The 12,471-nt window shown below is 53.6% G+C and carries 11 protein-coding genes and 1 pseudogene; 3 read left to right on the forward strand and 9 right to left on the reverse strand.

Features of this window, described 5'->3' with window-relative positions:
* The 6 genes and pseudogenes from AMB_RS11110 to AMB_RS24535 form a co-directional block, all read right to left on the reverse strand.
* Nucleotides 1-1,311 (reverse strand): methyl-accepting chemotaxis protein, encoded by a 1,311-nt coding sequence (locus AMB_RS11110; protein WP_011384595.1) that lies wholly within the window; start codon nt 1,309-1,311, stop codon nt 1-3.
* 14 nt (nt 1,312-1,325) lie between these two features.
* Complete coding sequence (locus AMB_RS11115) at nt 1,326-1,865, reverse strand: PAS domain-containing protein (RefSeq protein ID WP_043744246.1); 540 nt, start codon at nt 1,863-1,865, stop codon at nt 1,326-1,328.
* 174 nt (nt 1,866-2,039) lie between these two features.
* A complete protein-coding gene (locus AMB_RS24520) occupies nt 2,040-3,857 on the reverse strand; it encodes a putative bifunctional diguanylate cyclase/phosphodiesterase (protein WP_083763512.1) in 1,818 nt (605 codons plus the stop codon).
* Nucleotides 3,858-4,078: 221 nt separating this feature from the next.
* Nucleotides 4,079-5,554, reverse strand: a complete 1,476-nt coding sequence (locus AMB_RS24525) for a methyl-accepting chemotaxis protein (protein WP_231849080.1) — start codon at nt 5,552-5,554, stop codon at nt 4,079-4,081.
* Nucleotides 5,555-5,612: 58 nt separating this feature from the next.
* Nucleotides 5,613-6,484: pseudogene (locus tag AMB_RS24530) on the reverse strand (IS5 family transposase).
* A gap of 24 nt (nt 6,485-6,508) precedes the next feature.
* A complete protein-coding gene (locus tag AMB_RS24535; protein WP_158303965.1) occupies nt 6,509-7,459 on the reverse strand; it encodes a hemerythrin domain-containing protein in 951 nt (316 codons plus the stop codon).
* 718 nt (nt 7,460-8,177) lie between these two features.
* On the opposite strand from AMB_RS24535, the gene AMB_RS25240 reads away from it, so the two are divergent.
* From AMB_RS25240 to AMB_RS11130, 3 genes are all read left to right on the forward strand, one after another.
* Nucleotides 8,178-8,492: a hypothetical protein gene (locus AMB_RS25240; RefSeq protein WP_148207394.1), complete on the forward strand. Its 315-nt coding sequence runs from the start codon at nt 8,178-8,180 to the stop codon at nt 8,490-8,492.
* A gap of 89 nt (nt 8,493-8,581) precedes the next feature.
* Entirely contained in the window at nt 8,582-8,758 is a 177-nt protein-coding gene (locus AMB_RS25680) for a hypothetical protein (protein ID WP_158303966.1), read from the forward strand.
* 442 nt (nt 8,759-9,200) lie between these two features.
* Nucleotides 9,201-10,007: a transglycosylase SLT domain-containing protein gene (locus AMB_RS11130; protein WP_050750698.1), complete on the forward strand. Its 807-nt coding sequence runs from the start codon at nt 9,201-9,203 to the stop codon at nt 10,005-10,007.
* Here the strand turns inward: AMB_RS11130 and AMB_RS11135 are convergent.
* The 3 genes from AMB_RS11135 to purE all read right to left on the reverse strand — a co-directional run bounded on the left by AMB_RS11135 (nt 10,001) and on the right by purE (nt 12,348).
* A complete protein-coding gene (locus AMB_RS11135; protein WP_070108659.1) occupies nt 10,001-10,609 on the reverse strand; it encodes a DedA family protein in 609 nt (202 codons plus the stop codon). The two genes, AMB_RS11130 and AMB_RS11135, sit on opposite strands and share 7 nt — an antisense overlap.
* Before the next feature lie 111 nt (nt 10,610-10,720).
* The gene (locus AMB_RS11140; RefSeq protein WP_011384599.1) at nt 10,721-11,830 is read right to left on the reverse strand and encodes a 5-(carboxyamino)imidazole ribonucleotide synthase; all 1,110 of its coding nucleotides are present in this window, start codon (nt 11,828-11,830) and stop codon (nt 10,721-10,723) included.
* Nucleotides 11,827-12,348 (reverse strand): 5-(carboxyamino)imidazole ribonucleotide mutase, encoded by a 522-nt coding sequence (purE, locus tag AMB_RS11145; RefSeq protein ID WP_011384600.1) that lies wholly within the window; start codon nt 12,346-12,348, stop codon nt 11,827-11,829. The genes AMB_RS11140 and purE overlap by 4 nt, the downstream gene beginning before the upstream one ends.
* Nucleotides 12,349-12,471 lie beyond the last annotated feature (123 nt).

The following is a 12,471-nucleotide window of genomic DNA, read 5'->3' on the forward strand; positions in this document are numbered from 1 at the left end:
TTACCGCCCGCCAATTCGGGCGATAAAGCCATCAACCTCGCGGCTAAGATTTTCAGACTGCCGAGACAATTCCGATGCAGCATCAGCTACCTGACCAGCGGATTCTGTAGCTTCAGCGGCAGTCGCTTGAACCGTGATGATCGCTGAGGAAACCGAGGACGTTCCGGTTGCAGCTTCCGCGACATTACGTGCGATTTCCACGGTGACCGCATTTTGCTCTTCCACGGCACCGGCCACGGCGGAGGATGTTTCCTCGATCTGGGATACGGTTCGAGTGATTTCATCAATCGCCTGGATAGCTTCGGCGGCGACCTGCTGGATATGTGCCACCTGGGAGGTGATGTCTTCGGTTGCTCTGGCCGTTTGGTTCGCTAAGTTTTTGACCTCATTCGCCACCACGGCAAAGCCTTTCCCGGCATCACCGGCACGAGCCGCTTCGATTGTGGCATTGAGAGCCAGAAGATTGGTTTGGGCGGCAATGTCATTGATCAAGCTGACAATGGCACCAATTCGTTCGGCGGCCTCATTGAGGCCATGGACCGTCGTATCGGTACGAGACGCGACACCGGCTGCTTCGGAGGCTACGGCGGCAGCACGATGGACCTGGGCACTGATTTCCTTAATGGAGGCGGAGAACTCCTCCACAGCAGAGGCCACGGCCTGGACGTTGACCGAGGCTTGTTCTGCCGCTGCGGCAACCGTCATGGCTTGGTGGCTGGTGTCGGTGGACTGTGCCGACATGGCCCCCGAAGATGCTTCCAATTCTGTCGCTGCGGCAGCCACGGCGTTCACGACCGGCTTTACCTGATTGTTGGCAAAGGCGATGAACTCTGCGTCTCTGGCTTCCATTCGCTTCAAAGCGTGATTGATGGTCTTGGCGTACAGAACGAAATCGCCACGCAAACCCGTGGTGATGATCCGGCGGTAATACCGACCATGATTTGCGGACTCGACGGCGGCAAACGCCTCTTTTCCAAAGGCTTCAGCGAGGTCCAGCAAACGGTTGATGCTGCGTTGCAAGGCTCCAATGCCATCGCTGCCTCGAACGTCCAGAATCCGAGCGTTGAGATCACCACTGGCGGACCGGCTGAGCACGTGGATCGCAGTGGACAGATCACCTGCCATTCGTCGAGCAGAACCACCGATCTTGACGCCTCCGACAACGCCAATCAGGGATACCGTGATCACGACCCAAAGGGCGATGCTCGAACCACCAAGCAGCCCGAATGTTCCCGCCAGTAAGCAGATCGCCGAAGGAACCAGCATCCCAAGGGATAAGGTTCGGGCATATGAGCCGAGAGTCGATTCCATGTGCCTGCCTCTGATCAATTTTCTGGCGTGATGGTGAAGATGAATCGGTCATAGCTATCAAATCCCGCCGTTGCTACGGCGTCGTTCAACATTTTCCATGATCGCTCAAGCCCAACCTTCGAATCTGGATGGCGGCGTTCTTCTTCCATCAGCGAACAGTAAAGCGGCTTGATCGTCTCCAATGCGGCCTTCTCGGGCACCCGTCGATTGGAGTGATATCCGATGATCTGACCGGCAGAGTCGAAGTTCGGGGTGACATGGGCGAATACCCAGTAGTTGTCACCATTCTTCGCCATGTTGTTCACATAGGCGAATATCTCCCGACCATCGGCAATGGTGTCCCAAAGCAGTTTGAAGACGCATCGTGGCATTTCGGGATGCCGTATGACCGAATGTGGTTTCCCCATCACCTCGGATTCGGCATAGCCGCTGACTGTCAAAAACACATCGTTGACGTAGGTCAGCCGTCCTTTGGGATCGGTCTTGCTGACGATCAATTCGTCATGAGCAAAAGTTCGCTCGCGACCTGATGGAGTTTTACGGTCACCCGCCATCTCCGATACCTCTCCCAGATTGAATGGGCTATGAGCACAGCCTATTATTTATGATTAACCGATAAACAAATCAAGCCACCACCAAGACCCATTTAAACTCTCAGCATATACAACCAAAACAATGAGGGCCAGGAATTTGCCCAAAAAAGTAAGACCATCAAAATGCACAACCATCTATATCAACTCCATATTTAATAAGAATTGATCGGCAGGCACCGGATGACCAAGCAGAAATCCTTGTAATATTTCACAGCCACAATCTATCAGAAACTCACGCTGAAACCCATTTTCAACCCCCTCTGCTATTACCTCGAGATCGAGAGCATGAGCCATTTGAATAATAGATGAAATTAACGCATTGCCCTTGCCTTTATCAGATATTTCAGACGTAAACGACTTATCAATCTTAAGTGTAGTAAACGGAAATTTGCGAAGATATCCAAGTGCAGAATACCCAGTTCCAAAGTCATCAATTGAAAGGCGAATACCCATTCCTCTCGCCACTTCCATGAATGCAATCGCGGCATGACTATCCGCGACAAGAGTTCGTTCAGTTAGCTCGATCTCAAGCAACTCAGGAGGGAACCCCGTCTCCTCAAGAATTTTTTCAATGGTTTCAATGAATCCCATATCATTACACTGCAAAGCCGATATGTTTACAGCAACCCTAAAGGCAGCACCATAATTTGAACGCCAAAACGCCGCATCCTTGCATGCTGAAAACAATATAGAACTTCCGATTTGCTTAATCAGACCATTTTCCTCCGCCAATGGAATAAATTTATCCGGAGAAATGTAGCGGCCACCATGTGTTTGCCAACGAGCAAGTGCCTCAGCACCAACAATGCGGCCTGATTTTGCATCTATAAGAGGCTGATAAAACACTTTAATTAAGTCTTCCGTAACCGCAGAATGAAGCTCGCTATCTAAAGACTGTCGCTCGCGAGCATCCCTGTCCATTTCAGGCATAAAGAGCCGATATCCGCTACATGACTTATTTCTTGCGTTCATCAGTGCTGAGTGTGCGTTTCTCAGCAACTCAAAATGGTCAGTTCCGTCGATTGGTGAAAATGACATCCCAATTGACGATGATAAAAAAATTTGTTCTCCCCAAATATTAAACGGCTGCGATAATACCTCTATTAATCTTTTTGCAACAGACTCAGCAATGGATGGAGTCGAGATTCCTTGTAAAATTACAAGGAATTCAGTTCCGCCAATTCGTGAAACCGTATTCAGATCGTTTAAAACTATTTCTGAAATTCGTTCAGCAGCTTGCTTTAAAATTAGATCGCCACCTTTGTGGCCGTGAATGTGGTTTGCCCGAGACAGCCCATCAACCTTTACAATAAGAGCAGAAACAATCCTTCCGAAACTGGAATTTGCAGAAATAGCTTGGCCAAGGCGATCAAGTGCAACCGCCCTGTTGGGCAGCCCGGTAAGTTCATCAAAGTTCTGTGTATGAATGAGTCTCTTCTCAAATTCCTTTCTTATAGAAATGTCTTCCTTTATGGCGATAAAATTAACAATCTGTGCACAATCGTCAATCACGGGAGCGATTACGGCATACTCCCAAAATAACTCTCCATTTTTCTTTTTGTTGTGTAGTTCGCCGTGCCATACCTTTCCATCGGAGATAGCACCCCATAACTCATGGTATACCTCATCAGGGGTATATCCAGACTTTAATATTCTTGGGTTTAATCCTACAGCCTCTTCATATGTATACCCCGTATTCTTTGTAAAGCACGGATTGACATACTGGATTAGGCCGCCGCAATCAGTTATGACAACAGAAACTGGAGCCTGTTCAACTGCCGCAGATAGCCGCAGCAGACTGGACTGGCGATGAGCGGTTTCTTCAAGAAGGCGATTGATTGCTAGCGATACAGGGCCGATCACTTCATCAGAAGACGATTCGCAGCGAACAAGTATATTCCCTGACAAAAAATCGTTAATTACGGCTTCTATATCTCTCAAGCGTCTAACCATTTTAAACACCTCAGGTGTCGTCGGCCTTTATGGATTTGACGTTGCCAGAAGAAACAGCGAGCAACGAATGTAATTTTTCAAGCGATTGATCGCTACAGCAGACGGACATAATGCAACCATGATTTGCAGCACAAATCAAAACCCTGGAGATGGAATCAATTGTGCTGGATGTCTTGTCGTGGCTAATTTTGCAGACACTTATTAATTCATCACTCATAGCACTAACCAGCATTTTGCTGGATCGATTTAATGCCGCTCAAAAACTGAACAACATCTTTTCGAATTAGTTCGGACTGCTTCGAAACGTCCCCCGCAGCCTGAAGCACCTGGGAGGCTGCTGCCCCAGTTTGACTTGCCCCCGAGGACACATCTGCAATATTTTTGTTAACATCGTTTACCGCTTTAGAAGCCTCATGAACATTGCGGCTAATCTCACTTGTGGCCGCACTTTGCTCTTCAACAGCAGATGCAATGGCGGTTGAAATGCCATTTATCTCACGAATAGTGCCTCCAATTGTTCTGATTGCCTCGACGGAAGCACTTGTTGCCTCTTGTATTGAACGAATTTGTTCACCGATATCAGCGGTTGCTTTAACGGTTTGGTATGCGAGGTTTTTCACCTCGTTAGCAACCACTGTAAAGCCCTTACCAGCCTCTCCAGCCCTGGCCGCCTCGATAGTGGCGTTGAGTGCCAGCAGATTGGTCTGGCTTGCTATGTTTTCAATCAGAGCGGCTACAGTTCCAATTTTGTTTGCTGCATCTGACAACCCCATGACAATTCCATCGGTCCGCTCAGCCTCCTGGACCGCATTTCCGGATATAGTCGCAGACTGACTTACTTGCCGTGTGATTTCGGACACCGAAGCAGCAAGTTCCTCTACGGCCGATGCAACAGTTTGGATGTTAACGCTGGTCTCTTCCGATGCCGCTGCAACCGCAGTTGATCGGCTAGTCGTATCACCTGCTACACGAGCCATTTCGTTAGCTGTGGCAACCAACTCCGTTGAAGATGACGCAAGTACCCCTACAAACTGAGATATCCTCTCGTCAAATTCAGTGGTTAGCTGCTCACGCCGTAAAATCCTTGTTTCTCTAAAGGCACCCTCTGCAATTTGCCTTGCTTGCATTGTGTCATTGGATAGCAAAGCTCCGCGAAACACCATGATGACCCGAGCCATCTCCCCAATTTCATCCTCACGTTCGAGGCAGGGAACCGCTGTATTTTTTTCTCCTGACGCAATTTTTGAAATTGTGGCAGTCAATGCAGTAAACGGTGTGACCACGCTACGAATAATTAGAGCAGTTGCAATAATTCCCCCAACCATCAACAGAACCATTGCCGCTGAAATTAGATACAAATCACTCTGAGCTTTTAACCGGATTGATGAGGCCATAAACATTAGGTCATTGGCAGCGGTATTTTCCGCCTTTTTAAGAACTTCAATTCTGGCTGTGGCAGCAGAAAACCAACTTTGCGGGTCAATGCTACCTTGATTCATATTAATAGCGGCAGAATCTCGAATTTTTTCATAATCGCTTGCGATTTGACCGCTTATCATGTCCATAAATTCTTGTTTTTTTGCCTGAGAAACAAGATTTTTATAGGTGTTAAAATATGCAGCTTGCTGAGCAGACCTATCAATAAATCGTTTGTATCTCCACGATGGGAATGCCTCGGAGAATCCAACGGCACCAATTGCACGTTCCTGTCCCGCACGTTCTTTGCCTTGCGTGAGAGTCCGTCCGTGAAGTTTCCTATGATTTCCGGTGTCTTGCTATCCTTCGCAGCATGAGGCGGATCATGGCGAGGCGAAGAAACGCCAGCGCCATCCTGGCGAGATTCTCGAAGTCCTTGGCGAGACGGCGACAACGCCCCAGCCACCCGAAGGTGCGCTCAACGATCCACCGCTTTGGCAGAACTTCGAACCCCTTGGCGGTGTCGGAGCGTTTGACGATTTCCAGGTGCCACGCCCCGAGTGCGCGGACGGCTGCCGCGGTGGCGGCCCCCTGGTAGCCGCCATCAGCGAACACCCGAACGATGAAGGGGAAGAGGCGCCGGACCTCCTTGAGGACCGGCAATCCGCCATCACGATCCTGGACATCGGCCGGTTGGACATGAGCCGCGAGGATCAAGCCAAGCGTATCGACGACGATGTGCCGCTTCTTGCCTTTGACCTTCTTCCCAGCGTCGTAGCCCGATGGATCAATCCGCGCCCCCCTTTTTCCGCGCCCTTGACGCTCTGGCTGTCTATGATCGCCGCCGTCGGGCTGGCTTCTTTGCCGGAGAGTTCCCGCACCTCGATGAACAGGGCGTGATGGAGGCGTGCCAGCGTGCCATCCCATTCCCACAGCCCAAGATATTCATGCACCGTGCTTTTGGGCGGCAGGTCCGTGGGCAATGCTCGCCACTGGCAACCGGTCATCAACACGTAGAAGATCCCATTCACCACTTCACGAAGATCCACCGTTCGCTGGCGCCCGCCGCGCTTTGCCGGTGGGATCAGCGGCGCCACCAGCGACCATTCCTCATCCGTCAGATCACTTGGATAGCGAAGTCCGCTCCGCTCATAGAGCCGTCGGTTGTCCTTGGTCCACATGGCGCCCCCAGCATTTCTCTGGAGACCCATGGAATCATAACCGATTCACCTGATTCAAGAACCTTCCGGACGGCCTCTGAGGGAAAGATAAGCATTCAGTTGGTTTGAAACTTTTGCACTCTCAAGACTTTGGGCAACGTCCGACAAATTGTTAAGGAGCCGAACTATCAAGGACGAATATTCGTCAACGATATCCGCCTGTTTTTTGGTGGCACTATCTACGCTGGTGCGAATTTCATCAAGCTTATCAAGTGCGTTAGTGCCGTTGCCAATTTGGTTGGTTGAGACAATTTTTCTCAACCTATCAACCTCGATACGGCGAGAATTTAGGTTTGAACGCTGAGCATTGTTTCCGCCAATAACAAGGGCAGTTACACCTCTCTCTCCCTGTAACTCGTGAACAAGATTCCCAACATTAACGGCGTAATCAGCGAGAGCCTCAACACGCTTCATTTCGCTAACAACATCCAGCTTACCGGATATAAGAAAAAATGTTACGGCAAACGCCAAAATGCTTGGAATCAATGCGGCCATTAAGATGCGGTTTTTAACCTTGAACCTACACAGAAAGACATCAACAGCATCTAAGATACCAGTCGTGCGACGCTGCTTTGCAGCACCATGCTGACGGTAAAGGGTGGAAAGCTGAAGGTCTTTGCCAACAACATGATCAAAAAACCAATTGGTAAGATACGAAACAACCGCCTCAACCGCAGGTCCAGAATTATCGTTAGAGAGCAAACCTATGAACTTTTCAATCTGCCCAATAGCCTCGCTGTGTTCTTTTGCGTGCTCATCTAGCTGATCAAATGAGAACTTTTTCAGAATAGCTTCTTCTCTGGACGCATGCCTTCTGAATTGAATTAAAAACTCATTCAGTATGCTGAGTATTCTATTTTCATCAGAATTTATGCAGCCGATAAGCTGGTTTATAAATTCCATGAGGCCACGGTGGTCTGCATCAATGAAGTCTACACCCGTCTCGTACGTGGCGTGCCATTCCATTCTCATGATATCCCAGCCTCAAATTAAATTATATCGGCTCTAATTTGCATCAACTGCCATGTTGCTCTAGTATTCTCCTATATGTTTGGCAGCTTAGAAAAGAATCATATTGTTACAGAGTTTCACATTATTTCATCAACGACAGTTGATGTTTATCAAATCCAGAGTAGATACTATATTGTATCAAATAATATGTATTTTTTTATTCGTATAGAGGTTCGTATCGCATTCACAATGTGAGTATGTGATTTTGGAATTTGCACTCATAACGGGAGGAATGTTTGGCTGGTTTAAGATGTATTCAAAAGGTGGATGGATTTAAACTTTCATATACAGCACCTGCATTTCGATATCGGGGTGCTGCGATTTATTACCTATGAGTGTGGTGATAATGATATTTCGAAATCCCCTTCTTTCACCGTTTGCTGCTCACACGTGGGGGCATGCCGAAGGAATTATGGAATAGGGAAGGGATGAATGATGTCGGATCAAACAGTTGAGCCAGCGTGGCCCGATACGCCTCTGCCGCCAGCTTGGGCTCGGCTCATCACGATGGCATGAGGCAAACCAGCCTCCGCCAAAATCAGGGGGGGGGATTCTTCGTTTGTGATCAATGTGTGAATTCGGGACTTATCCGCTTAGTCGTCGCACGGCCACAATGCCCGGCCACCAGACTGCACCCGCAGGATAAATACCTCTCGAAAGTGAGGTATCCATCATGAACGCCAGAATCTACGACCCACAGCAGGACATTGACCGTCGCCTTGAAACGATAGGCGAGATTTTTCCCTGGAGGCGAACCTATGAGGTTGATGAAGAAGGCTTTGCCATTCTGCAACAATCCTTGGCGGCGTGTGCAAGCCATACGCGGCTGACCGACCCAGGTGGTGGCCCATTATCCCAGAAGCACCTTGAAGTGGCCTTTGCCCATGTGGTCACCCAGGTCACCGCGTGGTTCAGCAACAAATCAGATTATTTTGCGGTCAAAGCATTATGTGATGCTGCAAATGCTGCAACGCGAACATCAGATTAACACCGATATAGGCGACCATCCTGCGTTTGCAGTGAAATGATGCAAATTCTATAAATAGATAAGAGCCAATCGCATTTTAAGGAGACATCATGAACGCCACTTACGAATCACAAATTGCTAACCCCCAAAAAGAATTTGAACGCGATCCTGACGATTACGCCCGGCCATGCCCACACTGTGGTGGCATTACATTTGTTATCACCCTCTCAAATCGGCTAAAGTGCTTTGAATGTGAAGAGTTTTTGATGGTCGATGATGTCATCTAACGCAAGTGCGGGGTGGCATCATACGTAGTTGATGGGCTACTTGCTCGGGTATTCGTGATTTCTCCCAGGAAACGGGGCAGATTTGTGGGGGAGAATGTGGGGGAAAGGGTGGGGGATTAGCATTTTTCGATATATGCGAACCCCTTGAAAAATCAAAAAAAACCGCTGGGTTGCCCCAGCGGCTTGAGTTTAGGGAGGAAACGTCCAAGAAAGCAGGAAAGGGGTCCGAGGACTTGCCTTTGCTGCAGTGCAATATATATCGGCGGATCTGGCGCGACGCAAGACAAAAATATGTCACAAAACCGCGGAAATCCGCCAAATTGGCCCTTTTCCCCCATTGGTGGCTGCAACACAGGTATGACCACTTCGGGACAGGAAACATGGAATTCATGGCACGGGCTGTGCAAGAATGCCCGCGGGCCAGGGGCCCAGGGAGAGCGTGATGACGGTTCGGCGCATGGCATGGATGGTAGGGGCGGGGATGGCGCTGGCCTTCGCGGCGCTGCCGGCCCGCGCCGTTCCCACCGTGGCGAACGAAGGATTATGCGCCGCCGAGGCCGCCGCCCAGGAGCGTCTTTACGGCATTCCCACCGCCTTGCTGCACTCCATCTCTATCGTCGAGTCCGGGCGCTACGATTCCCAGCACAAGGCAGTTATTGCCTGGCCGTGGACGGTCATGGCCGAGGGGCAGGGGCGATATTTGCCCAGCAAGGCCGAGGCCATTGCCGAGGTGAAGCGCCTCAAGGCCCGGGGTGTTCAGAACATCGACGTGGGTTGCATGCAGGTTAATCTCCGGCATCACCCCACGGCTTTCGCCAATCTGGACGAGGCTTTCGACCCGGCGGCCAACGTGGCCTACGCCGCTCGTTTCCTCAAGGGCCTGTTCGGCGCCACGGGGCATTGGCCCACGGCGGCATCCTATTACCATTCCCAGACCCCTCATCTGGCCGCCGCCTATCGCGAGCGCTTGATGAAGGTTTGGAACAACGCACCCGCCGGTAGTGGGGGGACCCAGGTGGCGTCGGCCCGGATCAAGCCGGTGCCGTCGGCTCCGCCGCTGCGGCAGGTGCCGGGCAATGCCCAGGTGGAGGAGATGCGCAAGGCATGGCGTGAGACCACCATGGCCGCCCGGGACGAGGCGTCGCGCATCGCCGAGGCCTATCGTCAGGCCCGGGTCGCCGAGTATCAGATGCGTCGGGTCAGATTCCAGGAAGCGCGGAACTCGCTCAACACCGCCACGCGTCACTGAACCGGTTCGGCGGGCTCGACAGGTTTGGGCACGCTTTTGGCCCGGCCGCGCATGGCGCCGAACACGCCGAAGCCGATCATGAAGAGAATGAAGCCGCCGAGGACGAACCACTTGCTCTCGCCCAGCCATTCCTCGAGCTTGCGCCCCATGAAGAAGCCGCCCCAGGCGAAGGAGTGGGCCCAGATGGCCGCGGCGATGAAATTCAGGATCAGGTACTTGACCCTGGGCACGCCGGCGATGCCGACAATGAAGGGCGCCACGTTGCGCACGCCATAAATCCAGCGGAACGACAGGATGAAGATCGCCGGGCTGCGATTGACCGTCTCGAAGGCCCAGTCGATGCGTCCCGACAGGCTGGGCCAGCGCTTGAGCAGCGGAGCCCCGTACTTCCGGCCGATGTAGTAGTAGAGCTGATCCCCGAAGAAGCTTCCGGTCAGCGCCGCCAGGGCCAGCAATTCCACGTGAATGCGGAAGCGGCCCTCCGAGGCCAGGACGCCGGTGACGATGACCACCGTTTCGCCCTCGATGAAAGTCCAGGCGGTAATAAGCGGATAGAGCAGGTACCCGTATTGCGTCAGGACGTGGACGACCAGCTCTTCCAAGGCAATCCCATAGATCTAAAGGCTAATACCGGGAGTCAAAATCCGGCAATAAAGCCCGGGGGTCAACGTCGAAATCGCTTGGTTACGAAATCGTCATCGCGAATAGGCCGTTCAGCGGTCGGAACGGGGCCGGATCCGGTTGACGTGGCCCATCTTGCGGCCAGGACGGGCCTCGGCCTTGCCGTAGAGATGCAGCCGCGCCGAAGAGTCCTTCAGGATGTCCAGCCACTGGTCCGCATCGGCGCCGATCAGGTTCTTCATCTCGGCGTCCGAATGGCGTTCCGGGTTGCCCAGCGGCAGGCCGCAGACGGCGCGGATGAACTGCTCGAACTGGTCGGTGACGCAGGCATCCATGGTCCAGTGGCCGGAATTATGCGGCCGGGGCGCCATTTCATTGGCCAGCAACCCGTTGGGTGTCACGAACATCTCAACGGCCAGCAGCCCGACCACGCCCAGCGCCTCGGCAGCGCGGTGGGCGATGTCCATGGCCTGATCCATGAGGGAGGGCGAAATGGGGGCGGGAACGGTGGTGGTGTCGAGGATGTGGTCGCGATGGACGTTCCACACCGGGTCGAAGGCGGCCCATTCGCCGTCGGCGCCGCGCGCGACGATCACCGAGATCTCGCCCAGGAAGTCGATGAAGCCTTCCAGCACGCCCAGGCCGGCCTGGTCCAGACCCGTGCCCAAGGCGGCCCAGGCCTCGGCCGGATCGGTGTCAGGGCCAATCTTGACCTGACCCTTGCCGTCATAGCCCAGCCGGGCGGTCTTCAGCACGGCGGGGCGCCCGATTTCTTGGATGGCCTGGCGCAGGTCGTCCAGGCTGCCCACCGCCCGCCAGGGCGCGGTCTCGATGCCGATGGAGTTGAAGAAGCGCTTTTCGTTGCAGCGGTCCTGCGCCGTTTCCAGCACGCTCCAGCAGGGGCGCACCGGCACGTGCTCGGCCATGTGGCGCACGCTTTCCGCCGGAATATTCTCGAACTCGAAGGTCACCACGTCCACGGACCGCACGAAGCGCTCGATGGCCTCCTGGTCGTCGTAGCGGGCGATGGTGGCCGCGTCGCTCACCTGGGCGGCGGGAGAGTCGGTCTCGGGCGTGAAGATGTGGACGCGATAGCCCAGCCGCGCCGCCGCCAGGGCGGCCATGCGGCCCAACTGGCCGCCGCCGATAATGCCGATGGTGCTGCCGGGCGGCAGCGGAGACGACGCGGGATCGTGGCTCACGGGCGGATCAGGTCGGGAGAATCGGGGTCCACCGGGGCCTCGGCCACGGACTCGGTCTGGCGGGCGCGCCAGGCCTCCAGCGCCTTGTCCACGGCCTCGTCCATCAGGGCGATCACCGCGCCGGCCAGCAGGGCGGCATTGGTGGCGCCCGCCTTGCCGATGGCCAGGGTTCCCACCGGGATGCCGCCGGGCATCTGGACGATGGACAGCAGCGAATCCAGGCCCTTCAGCGCCTTGCTCTCCACCGGGACGCCGAACACCGGCAACGTGGTCATGGCGGCGGCCATTCCCGGCAGATGGGCGGCCCCGCCGGCACCGGCGATGATCACCTTGAGGCCGCGGCCCTTGGCCGAGGTGGCGTAGTCGTAAAGGCGCTTGGGGGTGCGATGGGCCGAGACCACCCGGGTCTCGAAGGCGATGCCCAGGTCGCTGAGCACCTGGGCGGCATGGCGCATGGTCTCCCAGTCGGACTGGCTGCCCATGATGATGCCGACCTGGATGGGGGCCGCTTTGACCATGCTCGTTCCTTGCCCTGCCTAGGGAAGAGAAAGGGCGGAATTATATGCAGCCGCGTCCCGGACGCAAGGACGTATTGGCGAAATTTCAGACAGTGCCCCTGACGCTGTGCTACCATGCCTTGA

Origin of the sequence: Paramagnetospirillum magneticum AMB-1, assembly GCF_000009985.1 — a bacterium.
Taxonomy (GTDB): Bacteria; Pseudomonadota; Alphaproteobacteria; order Rhodospirillales; family Magnetospirillaceae; genus Phaeospirillum; species Phaeospirillum magneticum.